This is a genomic window from Agrobacterium sp. DE0009, from assembly GCF_007680755.1.
In the GTDB taxonomy this organism is placed as follows: Bacteria; Pseudomonadota; Alphaproteobacteria; order Rhizobiales; family Rhizobiaceae; genus Agrobacterium; species Agrobacterium tumefaciens_B.
This window is the reverse complement of sequence record NZ_VEIU01000006.1, coordinates 179,039-198,675: the sequence shown is the minus strand read 5'-3', so window position 1 is coordinate 198,675 and position 19,637 is coordinate 179,039. Positions and strand designations below refer to the sequence as shown.

Here is a 19,637-nt window from a genome sequence, read left to right as displayed (position 1 = left end):
GTTCTCCTTTCTCAATGTCCACCACCGCCGCCGGAAGCGGCGGCAACCTCGGTCTCTCCGCCAGCTGCACCCGAACCGCCACCATAAATGGCCGGAACGAGTCCTGCTTCGGCGAGCCAGAAGTCGCGTTTGGCATCGATGGCGAGCAGATTGGAATTGACCTTTTCGCGGCTGTCGGCCAGCAACTCGAAAGTGTTGGTCAGCATGCCATTATAGGTCCGCATCGATTCTTCCTCGATCCGGTTGCGCAGCGGAACCACGCTGTTGCGGTAGTGCCGGGCGATATCGTAGGTGGACCGATACGCGTGATAGGCGGAGCGGGCTTCCGAGCGGACATTGACTGCCTTTTCCGCCAGCAGGTTGGCGGCGCGCATATAGGCGAGTTCGGATTCCCGCATGCGGGCCTGACCGGAATCGAAGATCGGAATGACGAATTCCAGTTCCGCGCGGCCGGTCGTTCGTTTGTTTATGCGGTCTTCATCTTTTTCACGCTCGGTCTCGAAACCCGATCTGAGTGCGAGATCGCTGACGTACCGGGTCGCTTCGGTAAGCTTGAAGGAGCGGGCGGTCGCCTCCAGGTCGAGCTTGGCCATCTGCAAATCCACCCGACGCTGCAGCGCCTCGGCCTCGATCATGTCACGCTGGGCGAGTGCCTTGGGAAGTGACGGCAGACGGGTGGGGATGCTGTATTCGATATCTGATCCCCATAGTCCCATCAGTCGCGTCAGTTCCTCCCGGGCAAGACGGGCTTCCAGTCTTGCCTTGGCGATCTGGCCCGTCAGTTCGGCATAGAACACCTGCTCACGGGCCTGGCCTTCCTTGTTCATCGCGCCGGACTCACCGAGTTTGGTGGCAAGTTCCGAAGCGGCGGCCGCAGCGGTCTGCGCCTGGGCCAACTGGCCGACGTTTTCCGAAGCCGCCACGGCGGAAATCCATGCGCGACGGGTGTCCGCAGCCAGTTGCAGCGTTCTCAACGCCGCACCCAATTGCGCCTTGCGAAAGCCGGTATCGGCGATTTCGACATTCTTTTTGAGCGTGGCGAGTGCCAGAATATTAGTGGTGAGGACGCCTTCGATTGTCTTGTAGGCCCTGAGGCCCGGCGTGCCGATACCCGTCAGCCCCAGACCGAAGCTCGGGTTGACCAGCAGGGTCGATTGCCATGCGGTGGCTGCCGATTCGCCCAGATCGGCGTAAGCCGCCTGCAGGCCCTTATTGTTCAGCAGCGCGACCTGCACCGCCGTTTCGACGTCGAGGGTCTTGCTGGCCGCCATCAGCGATTTGACGCGAGCCTCTGTTGCCTGTGCCTCGGCCCGGTTCTGAACCCATGCAGTCTGCTTACCTGTCGCCTCTGTTGTCTTCGCCGAAACAGTCGTGAAACCGGCGTCCCGGGAAGCATATTGTGCGGCAGATACGCAGCCGCTGAGAAAAAGCGGCAACGACAGGATTGCCGCGAGTTTTGATGCGAGTGGGAGTGAGCGTGGCATCATGATGCACCTCCTTTCGGAGCCTGCGCATCGTTCTGGTTACGCCACGGCTTCGGATCCACCGGCATGCGGGCGGTGTAGCCCGAGACCGGCGTCTGATAACGAAGCGGAGGGGCGCCAAGCGTCGGGGTTGCCGCGTCGTCATAGGAGGCGGCGTCGTTCATCATCGATGTGGCAGTGCAGCCGCCCAGTAACAGGGGCGCTGCAACCACGATATAAATCGGGTTCATAGGTATTGTCCGAACAGGAGATATAACGGCGCGAGGGCGCTGAAGCCGCTCACGCACGGTCATTGCCCAAAGGCGGGCTTTGCCTGTTCAGATATTTGGGGGGCGTTGAAGCAGTGGGGTTTGGCCCAGGGCTTTGTCGTCGTCAGGGAAGGTCCTGATGGTGCTGGCCACTCGCGTACCGATGGCTGCATGGCTCAACAACACCGCCATGCCGAGGCAGAAATCGCCGCAGCATTGCGGTTTTTCGGTCTTTTTGACGTCGCCATCAGTGTCGGCCATGTTTTGGTGGTCGTGACTGGCCTTCTTCATCTCAGAGCCGCCATGATCCATCAGCTTGCCATGATCCATCATGCCGGATTGATCATGCCGCATTCCCCCTCTGTCGGGACCATGCATGGCAGCATTGACGGTGGAAATGCTGTAGCCGGCCAGTGAAAGGATCATCACCAACCTGAACAATAGAGCCAGCAATTTCGATGCTCGCAACGTTCCACGCATGTGATTAGAAAAGCTGGTGTCTGCTGATTTGTCAATGGATATACATCATAACCATTGTCGAAAGCTTCTGGTCGAGCCCGTCGGCACCCTCTTGCTTGCGTGACCGCTGGCGAATGGGTCGTGCGGAATGGGCAGGTCTTCCTGTGCGAAACGCCAGTCTCGCCCCCCTCTTTCTCCTCCTGACGTACAACTTCCAAAAAAGTGCTTGCAAAAGGGCGTGATAAAAAAATAGATAAAAATAACTTCTATCTATTTTTATTCCGGGAAAAGTCATCCGATGCACTCATCCGCCCCGCAAATTTCGGAACTGATAGCGCCAAATGGAATCTCTCCATTGATCTGGTCAGTCGAAGACGCTAAAATTATCTATAATTTATCGTTCAATGATCTCTTGTTTCGCGCTCAGCAAGTTCACCGCTGTCATTTCGACGCCAACGCAATCCAGATGAGTCGTCTTTTGTCGATCAAGACCGGCGGTTGCCCTGAGGATTGTGGCTATTGCAGCCAGTCAGCCCGAAACCCGACTGGCCTCAAGGCGTCGAAGCTGATGGAGGTGGAGCGTGTGCTGGCAGAAGCGCGCAAGGCAAAGGAAGGCGGGGCGACGCGTTATTGCATGGGCGCGGCTTGGCGTAATCCCAAGGAGCGAGATATGGAGGCTGTTGTCGCCATGGTGGAAGGCGTTAAGGCGCTTGGCATGGAAACCTGCATGACACTCGGCATGCTGACCACAGAACAGTCCGAACGGCTGGCGGATGCCGGGCTCGATTATTACAATCACAACATCGACACCTCCGAGCGGTTCTATTCCGAGATCATCACCACCCGCACTTTCGAGGACCGGCTCGAAACGCTCGCCAATGTTCGCGATGCCGGCATCAAGGTCTGCGCCGGCGGCATTCTCGGGATGGGGGAAACAGTGGAAGACCGTATTTCGATGCTGGTGACACTGGCCAATCTGCCGGCCCCGCCGGAGAGCGTGCCGATCAACATGCTGATCCCGATCCCAGGCTCGAAACTGGCCAATGCCGGTTCTGTCGATCCCATTGATTTCGTGCGTACCATTGCTCTTGCCCGCATTCTCATGCCGCGTTCGCACGTGCGGCTCTCGGCCGGGCGCTCGGATATGACCGACGAGACGCAGGCGCTTTGTTTCCTCGCTGGCGCCAATTCCATCTTCATTGGCGAAACCCTGTTGACGGCGGATAATCCGGGTGAAGACCACGATGCGGCGCTTTTCCGCCGGCTGGGCCTGAAGCCAATGGAGTTACCAGCCGGGGAATCGAAGCCTGCGGAGGTGGGAGGCTGCCGGTGAACCACACAGTGTTTTCCCAGTACGAGGCAAAGCTTGCTGGGTTGGAGCGGAAATCGCGGCTGCGCGCACTCGCTCCCCGGCAAGGGGTCGATTTCAGCTCAAACGACTATCTTGGCTTTGCATCCGCACCACGGCTGAAGGCCGCCTTTGCCGACGCGATGGAGAGGGGCGTACCGGCGGGGGCCGGTGGCTCGCGGTTGCTGCGCGGAAACCACTGCGAACATGAAGCCCTTGAGCTGGAAGCAGCTGCTTTCTTTGGCGGCGAAAAAGCGATCTATTTCAACAGCGGTTTTGCCGCCAACGTTGCGCTGTTCGCCACATTGCCGCTGCGGCAGGACCTCGTCCTTTACGACGCCCTGATCCATGCCAGCGTCCATGATGGCATTACGGCCGGCAAGGCGCAGGCGATTGCCGTTCCGCATCATCAGGTTGAGGCATTCGAACGGGAAATCATCCGCTGGCGGGGGCAAGGTGGCAGGGGCCGCCCATGGATCGCCGTTGAAAGCCTGTATTCCATGGATGGGGATCGCGCGCCCCTTGTGGCGCTTGCCGATCTTGCCGAAAGACACGATGGTTTTCTCGTTGTCGATGAGGCCCACGCCACCGGCGTCTTCGGACCCGACGGACGTGGTCTGGCCGCGGAACTGGAAGGACGCCGTAATGTGCTGGCGTTGCACACCTGTGGAAAGGCGCTCGGTCTTTCCGGCGCGCTGTTAAGTCTTCCAGCGGTTTTCGCCGATTATCTCATCAATCGCGCCCGCGGTTTCATCTACTCCACCGCGCCTTCGCCTTTGATGGCAGCGGCGGTGCGCGAATCCTTGCGCATGATCGCCGATGAACCCTGGAGACGCCTGCGGCTGGCGGAACTCGTAATTTTTGCTGGCGAGGAATTGCGGCGGCGGCTCGGCATAACGCCCAGCGGCTCGCAGATACTGCCGGTTATGATCGGCGACAATGCCCGCTCGCTCAGGATCGCCGCATGCCTGCAGCAGGGCGGCTTCGACGTGCGGGCGATCCGCCCGCCCACGGTGCCAGAGGGAACGGCGCGCCTGCGCATTGCCGTCACGCTAAACGTCGATGAAAGTCAGATCGCCGCAATGGCCGAACTGCTTGCTCTTGCGTTACGGGAGGAAGCGGCATGAGCCCTCGTTTTGTTGTTTCCGGCACCGATACTGGTATCGGCAAGACGGTTTTTGCAGCAGCGCTAACCCACGCCCTTCGAGCCCATTACTGGAAGCCCGTGCAATCCGGGCTGGAGGAGGAGACGGACAGCGAGACGGTGCAGCGGCTGGCCGGTGTACCGCAGGCACGCATCCTGCCGGAGGCTTACCGTTTGAAACTACCAGCCTCGCCCCATCTGTCTGCTCGCCTTGAGAACATCACGATCAATCCGGCTCTGCTGTTGCCCCCACAGACGGAAGGACCGCTGGTTATCGAAGGGGCGGGCGGGCTTCTGGTACCGCTGACGGAACGGGTGGTCTTTGCCGATATCTTCGCCCGCTGGCAAGTTCCGCTTATCCTGTGCGCAAGGACGTCGCTCGGCACCATCAACCACACACTCCTCTCCCTTGATGCGTTGCGGCACCGCGCCATTCCCGTGCACGGCGTGGTTTTTATCGGCGACGAGAACAGGGAAAGCCAGGAAATCATCGTCAGTCTCGGCGCTGTTCGGCAGCTCGGTCGGTTGCCGCATCTGAAAAAGATGACTTCTCAGGCGCTGCATCAGGCATTCGCCGACCAGTTCAATCTTTCGGATTTTCTGGAGGTGCCGGCATGAGCCGTTCTCCCGTATGGCACCCTTTCACCCAGCATGGTCTGGAACCGCCGATGAAACGTATCGTATCAGCGGAAGGGGCCTTCTTGACCGATGAGGACGGCAACCGGCTGTTCGATGCCATCTCGTCCTGGTGGGTCATCACCCACGGTCACCGGCACCCGGCAATCATGGCGGCGATCCGCGCCGCCACCGAAACCTTTGATCAGGTCATTTTTGCCGAATTCTCCCACGAACCCGCCGAAACTCTGGCGCGCGGGCTGATCGAGCTTGCGCCTGCCGGACTGAGCCACGTGTTCTATTCCGATAGCGGCTCGACGGCCGTCGAGGTGGCGCTTAAAATGGCGCTTGGCTACTTCCACAATTGCGGCGAAAAGCGTGACCGTATCGTGGTTATGGAGGACGGCTATCACGGCGACACCATCGGCACCATGTCCACGGGCGAGCGTGGCGTGTTCAATGCTGCTTATGAACCGCTCCTCTTCGGTGTCGACCGGCTGGCTTTTCCGGAAGCGGGCAATAGGCAACATACGCTCGACTTGTTCGAGAGCTTCTGTCGTTCAGGCCGTATTGCCGCGCTGCTGATAGAGCCGCTGGTGCTCGGGGCGGGCGGCATGAAGATGTACAATCCGCATGTTCTCGCGGGGCTGAGAGAGATCGCCAGACGCCACGGCTGCCTCCTCATCGCCGACGAGGTGATGACGGGCTGGGGAAGAACCGGCAGCCTGTTTGCCTGCGAGCAGGCAGGCATTTCGCCGGATATCCTCTGCACCTCCAAGGGCATGACCGGCGGTTCCCTACCGCTTGCGGCGACACTCTGCAGCGCGGCAATCTTCGATGCGCATTTTTCGACCGATCGGCGCAAGACCTTTTTTCATTCCAGTTCCTATACGGCTAACCCGATCGCCTGCGCTGCCGCTGTCGCTAATCTTGACGTCTGGCGGGATGAGCCGGTGATGCAGCGTATCGGTCAGTTGCAGCAGGCTCTGAGCGTAAATCTCAAGCGATTTGCCCATGACCGGCGTTTCACCGATGTGAGGCAAATGGGGACCATCGCTGCCCTTGACCTCGCGGTTCCTGCGGGGGGGTATCTCGCAGAGGCGGGGCCACGGATGCGGCATTTATTCCGCGACCGCGGGTTCGTCATCCGCCCGCTCGGCAATGTTCTTTATCTGATGCCGCCTTATTGTTCGACGCTGGAAGACATTGCGCACGCTTGTGACGCCATCGATGAGGTGACCGGGATCGTCACCGAAACCGCATGAAATCGCGCTCGCTCGGCACCGCGTGAAAACAGGGTGCGTCGATGTTTAGCCTGTTCCAGAACCGTCTCCGAAAGTCCTGACAATGCAGACCCGCTCTTCCCGCATGGCCGGTTTTGGTCATGCCGTTCCGTCTCGATGTGTCGACAATGCCGAGATAGAGGCGAGCCTCGGGCTGGAAGCCGGCTGGATCGAGCGGCGCACCGGCATCCGTACGCGTTATTGGGCGCAAGAGGGCGACACTCTGAGTAGCCTTGCGGCGGGAGCCGGCCGCATGGCGCTGGAAGATGCGGAAATCGCCTCCGACGACATCGCATTGACGCTGCTTGCGACTTCCACGCCGGATCATCTTCTGCCACCCTCGGCACCGCTGCTTGCCCACAGGCTGGGCCTTGCCCGATCCGGCGCGATCGATCTCGCCGGCGCCTGTTCCGGCTTTCTTTATGCGCTCACCCTTGCGGATGGCTTTGTCCGCACTCACGGCCGCTCTGTCCTCATCGTTGCTGCCAATATATTGAGCCGCCGTATCAATTCGGCGGAAAGGGCGAGCGCCGTCCTGTTCGCCGATGCCGCCGGTGCCGTCGTACTCAAGCCCTCCCGCGAGGCGCAACGCGGGCTTTTGTCGGCCGATCTCGTTGCGGATGGCGGCGGTTACGATCTAATCCAGATAGCGGCGGGAGGCAGTAGCCATCCCTTTTCTGCCGATACATCCGCAGAAGACGCGTTGATGACGATGCGTGACGGCCGTGAGGTTTTCTCCCGCGCTGTGGCACTGATGACGCAGACCTCGCAAAAGGTGCTGCACGACGCCGCAATGGCCGCAGCCGATATCGACCGGTTTGTGCCGCATCAGGCCAATGCCCGCATGTTCGATGCCGTCTGCGGCAATCTCGGCATCGACAGGAAAAAAACGGTCCGCACAATCGAAACCTTTGGCAACTCTTCCGCCGCAACCATCCCACTCTCCCTCTCCGTCACAAATGCGGAACGCGTCTTCGCAGAAGGCGAAACCCTGCTTTTGACGGCGGCTGGTGCGGGCATGACCGGGGGAGCGGCTGTCTACCGTGTTTGATCGAAAGTCATTACGATTTCATGCTGAAAAGCGTCAAATCACAAGAAGCAGATTTTGTTCGAAGAGATTGGCTGGGGAACCTGGATTCGAACCAAGATCGACGGAGTCAGAGTCCGCTGTTCTACCATTGAACTATTCCCCAAAAGCTTGAAGCGCGGGGCGCGTTCGCTTTGGTGGGTCGTCATATAGATGATTTATTCCGGGGCGCAAGCCGAAAAAATTGAAAAATGCGTTTTATCCCGGTTTTGCCTCAATCAAGCGGTCAGAGGCGGGCACGGGTGGAGCGCGGGGTGGAGAGGAGGAGACTGGTTTCGCTACCGGTGATGCCCGGCACAAGGCGAATGCGGCGCAGGACCGCGTCGAATTCGCTGAGCGTCGCGGCATTGAGTTCCACGATCAGGTCCCAGCGGCCGTTGGTGCTGTGGATTTCGGAAATCTCGGGAAAACCACCGAGCGTCCGGATGACACGGTCCGTCACATGGCCTTCAATCTCGATCATCATGATTCCGCGTATCGCCGCCTCCACCGCGTCGGCGCGCAGGATGACAGTGTATCCGATGATTGTCCCTTCGTTTTCCATCTTTTCGATACGCGAGCGTACCGTCGCACGCGAGGTTTGCGTTTCGATGGCCAGATCGGAGATGCTGCGCCTGCCATTGTGGCGCAAAAGCGTGATGAGCCTTTCGTCGAGATTGTCCATGATAACCAGTTTGAGAAACAGAATTCATCAGATTGGTAGCTTAATTCGATAATTTTGCCAATATTTGATATTCGTTTCGCCAGATCACTGTGGTGAATTTGACCTCAAAGCAAGATAGCGAGGACGGGATGGAAATCAGGTTGGTCGGGGCCCCACTGCAGATCGGGGCAGGGCAATTGGGCTGCGAGATGGGACCGAGCGCCTATCGCGTCGCTGGGCTTGCCAGGGCTCTCGAAGAGCTTGGGCACAAGGTCGTCGATACCGGCAATGTGACGCCCACGCCGCTGCGAGACTTTGCCCATCCAAACCCGGCTGTGCATCATCTGGCCGAAACCGTCGCCTGGACGGAAGCGCTGACGGAGGCTGCCTATCGTGAAAGTGCCGGCGCCGTGCCGATCTTTCTCGGCGGCGATCACGCGATTTCTGCGGGAACGGTCGCCGGCATGGCGCGGCGGGTGGCCGAGAGTGGTCGGCCGTTTTTTGTCCTCTGGCTCGACGCCCATACCGATTATCACACGCTTGAAACGACACGCAGCGGCAATCTGCACGGTACGCCCGTTGCGTATTTCAGTGGGCGAGATGGTTTTGCGGGCTATTTTCCGCCGCTCTCCCATGCGGTACCGGAAGACAATATCGGCATGATCGGTATCCGCAGTGTGGATCCCGCCGAAAGAGCGGCGCTGGAGCAGAGCGGTATTACCGTTTACGACATGCGCTCGATCGATGAGCATGGCGTCGCCGTGCTGCTGCGCGCGTTTCTCGCGCAGGTTCAGGCGGCGAACGGGCTTTTGCATGTCAGCCTCGATGTCGATTTTCTTGAGCCGTCCATCGCACCGGCTGTCGGCACGACGGTGCCGGGCGGCGCAACATTTCGCGAAGCGCATCTGGTGATGGAGATGCTGCATGATAGCGGGCTGGTCTGCAGCCTCGATCTGGTGGAACTAAACCCGTTTCTCGACGAGCGCGGCCGGACTGCAACCTTGATGGTGGACCTTGCGGCCAGCCTGATGGGCAAGCGCGTCATGGACCGCCCGACGCGCGCGGGTTGAGAGGGAGAATGGAATGGCAGTGATACCGAACCTCAATATTGTACCCTTCGTCAGCGTCGATCACATGATGAAGCTTGTTCTGCGCGTGGGCATCGACACGTTCCTGCGTGAGCTTGCCGAGGTGGTGGAGGAGGATTTTCAGCGCTGGGAAAGCTTCGACAAGACCCCGCGCATCGCTTCGCATTCGAAGGAAGGCGTCATCGAGTTGATGCCGACCAGCGACGGCACGCTCTATGGCTTCAAATATGTCAACGGCCATCCGAAAAACATGAAAGAAGGTCGCCAGACGGTCACGGCTTTTGGCGTGCTCTCCGATGTCGGAAACGGTTATCCGCTGCTTCTGACCGAGATGACGATCCTGACGGCACTACGTACTGCGGCAACCTCCGCCGTCGCAGCAAAGTATCTCGCGCGTAAAAACGCCCGCTCCATGGCAATCATCGGCAATGGCGCCCAGAGCGAATTTCAGGCGCGTGCATTCAAGGCAATTCTCGGCATAGATACGTTGCGGCTATACGACATCGACCCGTCCGCCAGCGAAAAATGTGCCCGCAACCTCGCTGGTCAGGGTTTTGTCATCAAAATCTGCGACAGCGCGCAGGAGGCGGTAGAAGGGGCTGATATCATCACGACGGTCACGGCCGATAAGCAATATGCGACGATCCTGACCGACAACATGGTCGGGCCCGGCATTCACATCAACGCCGTTGGCGGCGACTGCCCCGGCAAGACGGAGTTGCACCGCGACATTCTGCTGCGATCGGATATCTTTGTTGAGTATCCGCCGCAGACGCGCATTGAAGGAGAAATCCAGCAATTGCCGGCCGACTACCCCGTCACCGAACTCTGGCAGGTTATTGCCGGCACGACGGAAGGACGGACAACGGACCGACAGATTACGCTGTTTGATAGCGTTGGTTTCGCGACGGAGGATTTTTCCGCGCTACGTTACGTGCGCTCCAAACTGCCAAACACTGGGCTCTACACGGAACTCGATCTTCTGGCCGACCCCGATGAGCCGCGTGATCTCTACGGCATGCTTCTGCGGTGCGAGGCGGCTCTCGTCTGATCAGCACGTGATTGAGAGAGCCGAGACACTCAAGCTTTCCGGCGGGCTTTCCTGCCGGTTACGTGCTCACGCCAGATGGTGAAAAGGCCGGCGGCGATGACGATTGCCGCTCCAATGACCATGTTCGGCGTTACGACCTCTCCATAAACAGCGACTCCGATGATGGAGACAAGCACGAGCTGATAATAAGAAAAGGGCTGCACGGAGGCGGCGTCCGCAAGTTCGAATGCTCGGATGAGGCAATAATGGCCGCTCATACCGGTGATGCAGAGCGCCAGCATCCAGATCCAGTCATAGGGCGCGAGATTGACCCAATAAAAGGGTCCAACCATCGTCAGCGCTGCCGCGCCAGCTACGCCCGTATAAAAGAAGCTCGTCATGGCCGTATCGCTGCGGCTGCCGAGGCGCGTCAGAACGCCATAAAGCGCAAGCATGAAGGCCGCGACGAAAGTGATGAGGAGCGTTTTGTCGAAGCCTTCGCCATCCGGTTTCAGAATGACGAGAACGCCGATGAAGCCGACAAAAATTGCGCACCATCGCCGCCACCCCACCTTTTCGCCGAGCAGCGGCACGGAAAGCGCTGCAACGATGAGCGGTGCTGAAGCAATGATAGAATGGCTGTGAGCAAGGCCCACAATCGCAAATGAAAAGATCGAAAAAACGATCTGGACGGCAAGAAGCACGCCGCGGCTGATCTGAAGCCACGGGCGGTTGGCCATGACAGCTCCGCGGATGCCGCCTGCCGATCTTGCCGCCATCAGAAGAACGAACAGGGCGAAGGCCCAATATCGCAGCATGGCGATAAAAACGGGAGGATAGGCCGTTCCCAGATGTTTCGATATGCCGTCCTGTGCTGCAAAAATCGTAAATGCTGCAAGCGCGTAGAGAAAACCGGTCCTGGCTGATGGCATCAGAAAATCGCTATCCGGCGATTGCCGGCAAAAGAGAATAAGGCATGGGTGAGGCTGGCTACTGCCATATGAAATGGCTCCAGCTTGTCAGACAACCTTATTTTTCAAATGGCAGCCATGCAAGGGCGGGCATCGGCTTTTTAGAAGCCGATCTGCGGGCTTTGGCTGATGCTGTGCGCGTCATCTGTGCATTTTCGCCTGCTTTAAGAGCGACGGCAAATTCAGCGGACGACCTGAGGCCGGATATTGTGTTTGTCCCGCTCAAGAATCGCGGGACAAAACCGGGCTGAAGATGAGAACGGTCTCAGCTAATCGTCACGGCTGCTTTCGAGGCCACCGATTTCAGGGCGGCATCGGCGAGTTTCAATGCGGTCAGGCCGTCCCTAATGGAGGGTGAGGGCGCGACGTTGTTTTCGATGCTGTCGATGAAGGCGGTGATTTCGGCGGCATAAGCAGCCGTATAGCGTGTCATAAAGAAATCATGCAGCGGTGGACGGGTGTATCCGTCCGCATTGGCGATCTCGATGGAAACCGGGCGCTGGTTTTCGGCCGCTGCCGAACCGAGCGAGCCGTGCACTTCGATGCGCTGGTCGTAACCATAGGTCGCGCGACGAGAGTTAGAGATGATTGCCTGTCTGCCGCTTTTCGTCGTCAGAATGATGCTGGCGCTATCGAAATCGCCGAGTGCGCCGATCTCCGGGTTAACGAGAACGGAGCCTGTGGCGAACACGCTTTCCACTTCTTCGCCCAGCAGGAAACGGGCCATGTCGAAATCGTGGATCGTCATGTCGCGAAATATACCGCCGGAAACCTTGATATATTCGGCTGGCGGCGGGCCGGGGTCGCGGCTGGTAATGGTGACCATCTCCACCTTGCCGATGCGGCCGTCTTCGATGGCCTTGTGAACGGCCTGAAAATGCGGGTCGAAGCGGCGGTTGAAGCCAAGCATCACTTTCGCGCCGGTCTCTTCGACCACCTTGGCGCAGGCTTCCGCGCGGGCGACATCCAGATCGACGGGCTTTTCGCAGAAGATTGCCTTGCCGGCGCGCGCAAAGCGCTCGATCAGGTCAGCGTGGGTATTGGTGGGCGTGCAGATGATGACCGCGTCGATCGTCTTATCGGCGAGAACCTCATCGATCGTGCTGACCTTGCACTGCGCTTCCCTGGCGATCGCTTCCGCAGCGCCGGGCATGGCGTCAACCACGGCCACCAGTTGCGCCCGGCTGTCGGTCGTGATCGCCTTGGCGTGGACCTTGCCTATCCGTCCAGCGCCGAGCAGTGCCAATTTCGTAACCATCTTTCCTCCGGTTTCTCATACCCGTCCCTCACTCCCGGGAAGACAGAATATGAATGCAAGCGACATTTCAATATGGAATATATGTTCTATTTTGCTAGTTCGACATCGCAGATGTGTCAAGCGTTTTGACAGTGGGGCACACCGGACAGACAAGGCACGTTCACGCGCTGATGGCCACACAGCGCCTTCGCCTCAGATCGGGCGAGCACGGGTTTCCTCAGGTCAATGGCGGGCAAGGGTTCAGTCGGATGTCGCGTCGGCGTGCGGTGAAAGAGCATAGACTTCGACGGGTGTCTCGAGGCCTCGCAGCAGCCACGGGCCAAGGCTTTCAAGCCTTTCCTTATGGCCGGCCATGCGGACGAATTCCTCGGAAAAGAGCACGTTGCGCCCTGTCTCCTTGGTCAGTGTTTCAAGCCGCGATGCGATATTGACGGCTGGGCCGATGACCGTGAAATCAAGACGTGTCTTGGAGCCGATATTGCCGTACATGACGTCGCCGACATGCACGCCGATGCCATAACCGAGGTGGTCGTGGCCTTTACGCCGATTGATTTCATTAAGCGCGGCGAGGCTCTTCTGCGCGCTGGCGATGGCTTTCAGGAGGTTCGCGCAGGCATTGGGATCACTGAGCGGGAAGATGGCAAGCAACCCGTCGCCCATGAATTTCAGGATTTCGCCGCCAAATTCCTCGATAGGATCGCACATGGCGTCGAAATAGCCGTTCAGCAGTTCGATGACGTCATCGCGTGGCCAGAGGTCAGAAATATGGGTGAAGTTGCGCAGGTCGCAGATCAGGATGGCGGCGCCGACCGTCATGCCGCTGCCGCGTGTCGTTGCGCCATTGAGGATTTTTTCGCCCGCATGCGGACCTACGTAGGTCTCCAGCAGAGTGCGCGTCATGCGGTTTTTCAAGCGTATTTCGCTGACGAGCGCGAGCGCCGGAAGCAGGTTTTTCAAAGCGAGGATTTCGCTGTCCAAAAAACCGCCCGGCCTGTCACTGGAAAATGTGGCAACGTGGCGCTTGCCGAAAGTGTGCTCGATAGGCCAGGCGCAATAATCCGTCAGGCCTTCCGCACGCAGGTCCTCATAGATGGAGTAGCCGGCATCGTCGCCGTGTCCTTCATTCAAGCGGTGGCGTACTTCGGCTGCACCCTGATGAATGTCGTTGATGGGGCTATTGAGATATTCGGGTGTGTTTTCAGCACCGTAACCATAGGTGACGATCTCGGCGGAAGCCACGCCCGCTTTCCACAGGATGCGCGCACCAAGCCATTGGGGATGACGAATGCGGAAAATCAGCGCGGCCCGCGCCACCGATATGCCATCTGCGCGCAGCCGGTCGCAGAGTTCAACGAAAATTTCATCGATAAAACGCTCGCCCTTGGTTCCGGTGACGAGCCAGTCGAGGATTTCCGTTTTCTCCGCAGGCCACAGTCGATCCAGCGCTGAAGAAACCGGTTCTTCGGTATCGAGAATGAGTGCCATGGCGGGGTTCCGGAGGTTGTTGCTGCTCTCGCACAAGCGCGGGCCATGCAGCCCTTCGGCAGCCACGGTCGCTCGTGGAACCCATGTGGTGGCGGATAACGAAAATGTTAAGAGACGAACGCGGAAAAACTTTCGGGAAAGGTGACACTCATTAGGTCGCGTGCGCCGCCCGGATGCTCGCAAGAGCATTTTCCCTGGCGGCGCTGATGGTGAGAAGACCGCGAGTGGATTAGATAACGGTCTCGACAGGGATCTGCAAAGCCGCGGCAACTCGGCGGATGCGTAGCGGATCGCTGTCTGTGCCATCTTCAAGCGCGTGGATTTCGCTGGTGGTCAGGCCACAGGTAATGGCAAGCTGTTCGACCGTATAGCCGGCGAGATGACGTGCCGCGAGAACTTTCTTTGCAAAAGGAGCGTCGGTTTCTTGATCGGAATCGGGGTGTGAGATTGAAATAGTCATTATTGCATCTCCCTCAGAATGGACACTTAAATGCGGGCGGCGGAAAAAAGTTGCCGGGACCGAATGCGACCGCGTTGCCGGAGAAAAAACAGTGCTGCAACGCAGCGAGGAACATAGCGGCTTCACCCACCTACGCAATAGTTAAATTTTGTTAAGTTTCGTGATCGCCGCATTTTCGCGACGCTAGATTTCGGAAAAAGACTGAAAATAAATGTTTTAGACGCCGCTCATAGCATGCCCCAGGCACGAAATCGTCCGCGCCCGGTAACTTCCCTTAGTTCCAGCTGGTTGGCGAGCCCGATTGCACCCTGCGGCGTGGTACCGAGTTCCTTGACGATCATGGCGGCCGAAACCACGGGCCGTGAAACGACGAGATCGACGAGATTAGGCAACCGCGAGGAGGACCGGCGACCCGCGAGCTTGCGCATCATCCGCTCGCGAGCATGGGCCAGCCGATCGTGCTCCTTCAATCCTGCCTGCGCTGCTTCATAGAAGCTATCGAGAAGAGCGACGAGACGCTGCGTCTGGTTTCGGACGTGACGGCGCTCCCGTGGAACCGCGCGCAGTCCGGCGCTGAGGGCAGGGAGGTGATCGGGCGTCACCGCGCTGTCCCGCAGGAAAGCGGCGGCGAGAAGCCGCCCGAGCCAAGGGCTGCGTTGCAGAACCTCGATCATGTTCCAGGCGTCGAGCAATATGGCGGTGCGAAGAATAGGCGGCAGTTCTTCCGAGCGGGCATGCACGCCCCACCATTCTTTCAGCCGTTCGTCTTCATCCCAGTCGGGTTCGTTGATGATCGCATGGCTTTCCTCCCTGTGCATCATCGGAGGCCTGTTGGTAGTGGTCATCGCATCGAGTGTCGCCGCGGTGCGGGCAAGCAGAGCGTCGAGCTCTGAGAAGGCGCCCTCCAAGGATGCATCGCGATCGGCAGCGGCAGCGTCTGCTTGGTCATGTGTCTGCCTGGGAGGTGCCGCCTCTTCAACGATACTTGTTCTGCCACGCAATTTTGAAAGACCCGCAGCGCTGAAGGCCCACCCGCCTGCATTGGCGAAGATTAGCCGCCGCGCGCGAAGAATCCGGTGCGCTGCCGTCATTTCATGGGTCGGCGCGCGCACATCCATATGCGCGTCATGAAGTACCAGGTCTTCCATATGCACGAGCTCGCCATCCACCCACATGGATGAGACGGCATCCGTGAAATCCTGCCTTTCGATGAAACCGTGTTTCATCGGCGACCGGTCAATCCGCTCATCCAGCCGTGCCAGAGCCTCGCCCGCGCGGGCGGCGGCAATGAGCAGCTTTTCGATCTGGATATCCGATATATCGTAAATCATTGATATTTTTTAGTTTAAGCCCGCATGCCTTACAAGGCGGTCCAGAACGGCGCCGTGTGGTTTTTTACGCTAACATGACGCGTGCTTCGCCGTAGAAACCTCGTTCTGAGGGTGGAAAAGGTGGAGACGTGGCGTATCATGACCAGACAAATCTCATGCTGCGTTGCAGCGTAAACTTGCGCATTGCAGCATGGCGGGTATATACCCCGGCCAAGAGCGACAAATTATCACACCTTCCGTTCGCCCTTCCTTCTCCAGACGAAGATGAATTGGAGTTTACACGTGAATATTATGGCAAATGGTCCCGCCGCCGCGCCGGATCAGAAAACCCGTTTGAAATCGATCATCGGCGGTTCGGCGGGCAACCTTGTCGAATGGTATGACTGGTACGTCTATTCGGCCTTCACCCTTTATTTTGCGCCGGTCTTCTTTCCCTCCGGCAATCAGACGGCAGAATTGCTGAGCGCTGCCGCCGTTTTCGCCGTCGGTTTTCTGATGCGGCCAATCGGTGCCTGGTTCATGGGGACCTATGCGGACCGCAAAGGCCGCAAGGCGGGCCTCACGCTCTCTGTCACGCTGATGTGCCTCGGCTCGCTGCTGATCGCCATCACCCCCGGTCATGATACCATCGGTATCGCGGCACCGGCCATCCTGGTTTTCGCCCGTCTTCTGCAAGGTATCAGCGTCGGCGGTGAATATGGTGCAAGCGCTACCTATCTCAGCGAGATGGCCGGCAAAAATCGCCGTGGTTTCTTCTCCAGTTTCCAATATGTCACGCTTATCTCCGGTCAGCTTCTCGCGCTTGCCGTTCTTCTGGTTTTGCAGCGGGTGTTGACCCCGGAGCAACTCAGCTCCTGGGGGTGGCGCATCCCCTTCTTCATCGGCGGCCTCCTGGCTATCGCGGTATTTTACATCAGACGCGGCCTTGCCGAGACGCAATCCTTCGAAAATGCCAAGACCGGCGCTGCCGACAAGCCGAAGTCCAGCGGTTGGGCGCTATTCAAGCATTATCCGAAGGAGGCGCTTATGGTCATGGCGCTAACGTCAGGCGGCACGCTCGCCTTCTACGCCTATACGACCTATCTGCAGAAGTTCCTCGTCAACACCTCGGGCTTCAGCAAGGAAAGCGCCACTGAAATCACCACGGCGGCACTATTCGTCTTCATGCTGTGCCAGCCGCTTGCCGGCGCACTGTCGGACAAGATCGGCCGCAAACCGCTGATGGTGGGATTCGGCATTCTCGGTACCCTGTTTACCTACGTGATCTTCAGCACGCTGGCGGCGACAACCGATCCCATCATGGCTTTCGTTCTTGTTCTGGTCGGGCTTTTGATCGTCACGGGCTACACCTCCATCAATGCTGTCGTGAAGGCCGAAATGTTCCCGGCCCATATACGTGCGCTTGGCGTGGCGCTGCCCTACGCACTGGCAAACACCATCTTTGGCGGAACGGCCGAGTTTGTAGCCCTCAAGTTCAAGCAGATCGGCCATGAAAACTGGTTCTTCTGGTACGTGACGATCATGATCGCGCTGTCGCTCGTCGTTTACGTGAAGATGCGCGATACGCGCGACCACAGCCACATCCACGAGGATTGAATTGCCGCAACCTCGCCAAAGCCCTGCCTTACCGGCGGGGCTTTTTTTCGAGAGTCAGGTGGCCTCGACGGGGATGGCAACCCTCGCCTCAAAACCGTCTTGCTGATCGGTGGCTGGTGACGACAGCGTCAGCGTCCCGCCGGTCTGTTCGACAAGGCTTTTGACGATGGCAAGGCCAAGCCCGGTGCCGTCTGCCGCGGTCTGGCCTCTGGTGAAACGTGTCGTCAGTTTGGGTAAGAGGACGGGGTCGACGGCCGCTCCGGCATTGACGACTCGGATCGTGCCGTCTGCCTCCGCGAAGACCTGAACGGGGCTTTTCGTCGGGCTGTGGATCAGCGCATTTTCGAGAAGATTGCGGATGATGATGCCGAAGGCGTCCGGGCCGATCCTGCCGCACAGGCCGCCCTCACAGCGATTGACGAAGCGGATGCGCGACACCCCGATCGCCGTTCTGCTCATATCGTCAATGATCAGTTCGAGGACGGGAATGAGATCGCTTGTCTTGTCGGTCAGGCCGATTCTGGCTTCGGCCCGCGACATCTGAAGCAGCTTTTCAGCCAGATGGGCAAGATGCTGAAGGGATATCTCGATGTTTTCGACACGTGGCGCAAGCGCCGGGGGGATATCGGTACGAAGCCGCTGCGCCTGCGCCAGAGCGCCCGCAATCGGCGTGCGCAGTTCGTGGGCGCTATTGGCAGTGAATTCCCGCTCCGCGTCGATCGTGGAACGCAACCGCCCAAGCAGCAGGTTGACCGATCGTGCAATCGGATGCAGTTCCGGTGGGAAGGGTTGCGTCGCGAGCGGCGCAAGATTGCCGCCGTCCTTCTTGCCGATCTCATCTCGCAACGTCTGCACCGGCTGCAGGGCGCGCCGCACCACGACGATAACAGCAATAATGCTGGCAGGAATGAGAATGAGGACGGGCAATACCAATGCGCTGCCCGCCTCCACGATCGCTTCGCGGCGATTGGTAAAGGCATCGGCGACCTGAAGGAAATAATTTCCATCAGGCGATATGACGGTGAAAATGCGTTGCGAGGACGTTTCCGAAAAACCGGCATCAAGGGAGACCTCGAAAGGCTCGGTCGAACTGTCGTGCGAGTGCAGCACGACCTGACCTTCGCGGTCGCGAACCTGATAGGTCAGATATTCGGCGCCTTCCGCCGACTGGTTCAGTTTTTGCGCAGCTGGCGCCGTATTGTTTTCACGCAGGTCGTCGAGCAAAAGCGGCAGCAACCTTTCCGCCGTCTCTTCAAGGCCCGCATCGAAAATCTCGGCAAACTCGTCCTGCATTACCATGATGCCCAGGCCGCAGGCGATCAGCCAGGATATGGCAACAACACTTGTCAGCGCCGTCACAAGTCTGCGCGTCATGCTGGTCGGTCTGGCCATGTGTTTCTGCCTGGGTTCGTCTACTTGATGGTGTAGCCGACGCCGCGTACGGTCTCCACGCGGTCATGGCCGATTTTCTTGCGCAGCCGGCTGATATAGACCTCGACCGTGTTGCTTTCTATTTCCGCGCCAAATTCGTAAAGCGTATCATGGAGTTGCGCCTTCGAAACAACGGCGCCCGGATGCTCTACCAATTTTTCCAGCACGGCCCATTCGCGGGCGCTGAGCGTCTGAGCCGTTCCATCGACCGTGATATTGCGTGCCACCTGGTTGATCTCAATGCCGGGCAGACGGATGACAGGTGCGGAGCGTCCTTCGTAGCGGCGGGACACGGCCAGCATGCGCGCTGAAAGTTCATTGAGATCGAAGGGCTTGACGAGATAGTCGTCCGCCCCGGCATTCAGGCCGGCAATGCGGTCAGAAACCTGGTCGTGAGCTGTCAGAATGATCACAGGCGTCGCGTCGTCGCGCTGACGCAGTGTTTGCAAGAGGGTGATCCCTTCGCCGTCCGGCAGGCGCATATCGAGCAGGATGAGCCCGTAATCCATCGTCAGCGTCGCAGCCGTGGCATCGCCGAGTGTTTTGAACCAGTCGACAGCGTGGCCCGCCGCCGCGACATGGTCCCGCAGCGCTTCTCCCAGCACATGATCGTCTTCAACAAGCAGAACCCGCAAGACAGCTCCCTCTATCGCTTCGTCTTGCGTATCTCTTTCCC

The 19,637-nt window shown here is 58.8% G+C and carries 20 protein-coding genes and 1 tRNA gene; 9 read left to right on the top strand and 12 right to left on the bottom strand.

Features of this window, described 5'->3' with window-relative positions:
* Nucleotides 1-11: 11 nt before the first annotated feature.
* From FS804_RS19770 to FS804_RS19760, 3 genes are all read right to left on the bottom strand, one after another.
* Nucleotides 12-1,487: a TolC family protein gene (locus tag FS804_RS19770; RefSeq protein WP_144578600.1), complete on the bottom strand. Its 1,476-nt coding sequence runs from the start codon at nucleotides 1,485-1,487 to the stop codon at nucleotides 12-14.
* Nucleotides 1,484-1,714: a hypothetical protein gene (locus tag FS804_RS19765; RefSeq protein WP_144578599.1), complete on the bottom strand. Its 231-nt coding sequence runs from the start codon at nucleotides 1,712-1,714 to the stop codon at nucleotides 1,484-1,486. The genes FS804_RS19770 and FS804_RS19765 overlap by 4 nt, the downstream gene beginning before the upstream one ends.
* A gap of 87 nt (nucleotides 1,715-1,801) precedes the next feature.
* Complete coding sequence (locus FS804_RS19760; protein ID WP_144578598.1) at nucleotides 1,802-2,212, bottom strand: hypothetical protein; 411 nt, start codon at nucleotides 2,210-2,212, stop codon at nucleotides 1,802-1,804.
* 277 nt (nucleotides 2,213-2,489) lie between these two features.
* Here FS804_RS19760 and bioB point away from each other — a divergent pair, with 277 nt between their 5' ends.
* From bioB to FS804_RS19735, 5 genes are all read left to right on the top strand, one after another.
* Nucleotides 2,490-3,524, top strand: a complete 1,035-nt coding sequence (gene bioB, locus FS804_RS19755) for a biotin synthase BioB (RefSeq protein ID WP_144578597.1) — start codon at nucleotides 2,490-2,492, stop codon at nucleotides 3,522-3,524.
* Nucleotides 3,515-4,666 carry an 8-amino-7-oxononanoate synthase gene (locus tag FS804_RS19750; RefSeq protein ID WP_186376926.1) on the top strand — a complete coding sequence of 384 codons (1,152 nt, stop codon included), beginning with the start codon at nucleotides 3,515-3,517 and terminating at the stop codon, nucleotides 4,664-4,666. Before bioB ends, FS804_RS19750 begins: the two co-directional genes overlap by 10 nt.
* The gene (bioD, locus tag FS804_RS19745; protein WP_144578595.1) at nucleotides 4,663-5,301 is read left to right on the top strand and encodes a dethiobiotin synthase; all 639 of its coding nucleotides are present in this window, start codon (nucleotides 4,663-4,665) and stop codon (nucleotides 5,299-5,301) included. The genes FS804_RS19750 and bioD overlap by 4 nt, the downstream gene beginning before the upstream one ends.
* Entirely contained in the window at nucleotides 5,298-6,563 is a 1,266-nt protein-coding gene (locus tag FS804_RS19740; RefSeq protein ID WP_144578594.1) for an adenosylmethionine--8-amino-7-oxononanoate transaminase, read from the top strand. The genes bioD and FS804_RS19740 overlap by 4 nt, the downstream gene beginning before the upstream one ends.
* Before the next feature lie 82 nt (nucleotides 6,564-6,645).
* On the top strand, nucleotides 6,646-7,632 hold the full coding sequence (locus FS804_RS19735) for a beta-ketoacyl-ACP synthase III (protein ID WP_144578593.1): 987 nt from the start codon (nucleotides 6,646-6,648) through the stop codon (nucleotides 7,630-7,632).
* Between the two features lie 68 nt (nucleotides 7,633-7,700).
* Here the strand turns inward: FS804_RS19735 and FS804_RS19730 are convergent.
* Both FS804_RS19730 and FS804_RS19725 read right to left on the bottom strand, forming a co-directional pair.
* Nucleotides 7,701-7,774, bottom strand: a tRNA-Gln gene (locus FS804_RS19730).
* Between the two features lie 120 nt (nucleotides 7,775-7,894).
* Entirely contained in the window at nucleotides 7,895-8,332 is a 438-nt protein-coding gene (locus FS804_RS19725; protein WP_063947091.1) for an Lrp/AsnC family transcriptional regulator, read from the bottom strand.
* Nucleotides 8,333-8,460: 128 nt separating this feature from the next.
* Here FS804_RS19725 and rocF point away from each other — a divergent pair, with 128 nt between their 5' ends.
* The gene (rocF, locus tag FS804_RS19720; RefSeq protein ID WP_144578592.1) at nucleotides 8,461-9,381 is read left to right on the top strand and encodes an arginase; all 921 of its coding nucleotides are present in this window, start codon (nucleotides 8,461-8,463) and stop codon (nucleotides 9,379-9,381) included.
* Nucleotides 9,382-9,394: 13 nt separating this feature from the next.
* Nucleotides 9,395-10,450 (top strand): ornithine cyclodeaminase, encoded by a 1,056-nt coding sequence (locus FS804_RS19715; RefSeq protein WP_144578591.1) that lies wholly within the window; start codon nucleotides 9,395-9,397, stop codon nucleotides 10,448-10,450.
* A gap of 29 nt (nucleotides 10,451-10,479) precedes the next feature.
* Here the strand turns inward: FS804_RS19715 and FS804_RS19710 are convergent, their stop codons facing one another.
* Nucleotides 10,480-11,361, bottom strand: a complete 882-nt coding sequence (locus FS804_RS19710) for a DMT family transporter (RefSeq protein WP_144578590.1) — start codon at nucleotides 11,359-11,361, stop codon at nucleotides 10,480-10,482.
* A 44-nt stretch (nucleotides 11,362-11,405) separates the two neighbouring features.
* On the opposite strand from FS804_RS19710, the gene FS804_RS19705 reads away from it, so the two are divergent.
* Nucleotides 11,406-11,651 (top strand): hypothetical protein, encoded by a 246-nt coding sequence (locus FS804_RS19705; RefSeq protein WP_144578589.1) that lies wholly within the window; start codon nucleotides 11,406-11,408, stop codon nucleotides 11,649-11,651.
* Nucleotides 11,652-11,665: 14 nt separating this feature from the next.
* Here the strand turns inward: FS804_RS19705 and iolG are convergent, their stop codons facing one another.
* The 4 genes from iolG to FS804_RS19680 all read right to left on the bottom strand — a co-directional run bounded on the left by iolG (nucleotide 11,666) and on the right by FS804_RS19680 (nucleotide 15,934).
* Nucleotides 11,666-12,658: an inositol 2-dehydrogenase gene (iolG, locus tag FS804_RS19700; RefSeq protein WP_144578588.1), complete on the bottom strand. Its 993-nt coding sequence runs from the start codon at nucleotides 12,656-12,658 to the stop codon at nucleotides 11,666-11,668.
* 240 nt (nucleotides 12,659-12,898) lie between these two features.
* Nucleotides 12,899-14,143 carry an adenylate/guanylate cyclase domain-containing protein gene (locus FS804_RS19690; protein ID WP_144578586.1) on the bottom strand — a complete coding sequence of 415 codons (1,245 nt, stop codon included), beginning with the start codon at nucleotides 14,141-14,143 and terminating at the stop codon, nucleotides 12,899-12,901.
* A gap of 229 nt (nucleotides 14,144-14,372) precedes the next feature.
* Nucleotides 14,373-14,603: a helix-turn-helix domain-containing protein gene (locus FS804_RS19685; protein ID WP_063947097.1), complete on the bottom strand. Its 231-nt coding sequence runs from the start codon at nucleotides 14,601-14,603 to the stop codon at nucleotides 14,373-14,375.
* Between the two features lie 227 nt (nucleotides 14,604-14,830).
* Nucleotides 14,831-15,934, bottom strand: coding sequence for an RHE_PE00001 family protein (locus FS804_RS19680; RefSeq protein ID WP_144578585.1), 1,104 nt, complete (start codon nucleotides 15,932-15,934; stop codon nucleotides 14,831-14,833).
* Nucleotides 15,935-16,225: 291 nt separating this feature from the next.
* On the opposite strand from FS804_RS19680, the gene FS804_RS19675 reads away from it, so the two are divergent.
* A complete protein-coding gene (locus tag FS804_RS19675; protein ID WP_186376924.1) occupies nucleotides 16,226-17,530 on the top strand; it encodes an MFS transporter in 1,305 nt (434 codons plus the stop codon).
* Between the two features lie 54 nt (nucleotides 17,531-17,584).
* On the opposite strand, the gene FS804_RS19670 is transcribed toward FS804_RS19675, so the two are convergent.
* Both FS804_RS19670 and FS804_RS19665 read right to left on the bottom strand, forming a co-directional pair.
* Nucleotides 17,585-18,922 carry a HAMP domain-containing sensor histidine kinase gene (locus FS804_RS19670; protein ID WP_144578583.1) on the bottom strand — a complete coding sequence of 446 codons (1,338 nt, stop codon included), beginning with the start codon at nucleotides 18,920-18,922 and terminating at the stop codon, nucleotides 17,585-17,587.
* 20 nt (nucleotides 18,923-18,942) lie between these two features.
* Nucleotides 18,943-19,596 carry a response regulator transcription factor gene (locus FS804_RS19665; RefSeq protein ID WP_144578582.1) on the bottom strand — a complete coding sequence of 218 codons (654 nt, stop codon included), beginning with the start codon at nucleotides 19,594-19,596 and terminating at the stop codon, nucleotides 18,943-18,945.
* Nucleotides 19,597-19,637: the final 41 nt, after the last annotated feature.

Excerpts from the sequence above, each read along its gene's own strand:
- FS804_RS19770 (WP_144578600.1), bottom strand. The coding sequence starts at position 1,487 with ATGATGCCACGCTCACTCCCACTCGCATCAAAACTCGCGGCAATCCTG.
- FS804_RS19765 (WP_144578599.1), bottom strand. The coding sequence starts at position 1,714 with ATGAACCCGATTTATATCGTGGTTGCAGCGCCCCTGTTACTGGGCGGC.
- FS804_RS19760 (WP_144578598.1), bottom strand. The coding sequence starts at position 2,212 with ATGCGTGGAACGTTGCGAGCATCGAAATTGCTGGCTCTATTGTTCAGG.
- bioB (WP_144578597.1), top strand. The coding sequence starts at position 2,490 with ATGCACTCATCCGCCCCGCAAATTTCGGAACTGATAGCGCCAAATGGA.
- bioD (WP_144578595.1), top strand. The coding sequence starts at position 4,663 with ATGAGCCCTCGTTTTGTTGTTTCCGGCACCGATACTGGTATCGGCAAG.
- FS804_RS19740 (WP_144578594.1), top strand. The coding sequence starts at position 5,298 with ATGAGCCGTTCTCCCGTATGGCACCCTTTCACCCAGCATGGTCTGGAA.
- FS804_RS19735 (WP_144578593.1), top strand. The coding sequence starts at position 6,646 with ATGCAGACCCGCTCTTCCCGCATGGCCGGTTTTGGTCATGCCGTTCCG.
- FS804_RS19725 (WP_063947091.1), bottom strand. The coding sequence starts at position 8,332 with ATGGACAATCTCGACGAAAGGCTCATCACGCTTTTGCGCCACAATGGC.
- rocF (WP_144578592.1), top strand. The coding sequence starts at position 8,461 with ATGGAAATCAGGTTGGTCGGGGCCCCACTGCAGATCGGGGCAGGGCAA.
- FS804_RS19715 (WP_144578591.1), top strand. The coding sequence starts at position 9,395 with ATGGCAGTGATACCGAACCTCAATATTGTACCCTTCGTCAGCGTCGAT.
- FS804_RS19710 (WP_144578590.1), bottom strand. The coding sequence starts at position 11,361 with ATGCCATCAGCCAGGACCGGTTTTCTCTACGCGCTTGCAGCATTTACG.
- FS804_RS19705 (WP_144578589.1), top strand. The coding sequence starts at position 11,406 with ATGGGTGAGGCTGGCTACTGCCATATGAAATGGCTCCAGCTTGTCAGA.
- iolG (WP_144578588.1), bottom strand. The coding sequence starts at position 12,658 with ATGGTTACGAAATTGGCACTGCTCGGCGCTGGACGGATAGGCAAGGTC.
- FS804_RS19690 (WP_144578586.1), bottom strand. The coding sequence starts at position 14,143 with ATGGCACTCATTCTCGATACCGAAGAACCGGTTTCTTCAGCGCTGGAT.
- FS804_RS19685 (WP_063947097.1), bottom strand. The coding sequence starts at position 14,603 with ATGACTATTTCAATCTCACACCCCGATTCCGATCAAGAAACCGACGCT.
- FS804_RS19680 (WP_144578585.1), bottom strand. The coding sequence starts at position 15,934 with ATGATTTACGATATATCGGATATCCAGATCGAAAAGCTGCTCATTGCC.
- FS804_RS19675 (WP_186376924.1), top strand. The coding sequence starts at position 16,226 with ATGGCAAATGGTCCCGCCGCCGCGCCGGATCAGAAAACCCGTTTGAAA.
- FS804_RS19670 (WP_144578583.1), bottom strand. The coding sequence starts at position 18,922 with ATGGCCAGACCGACCAGCATGACGCGCAGACTTGTGACGGCGCTGACA.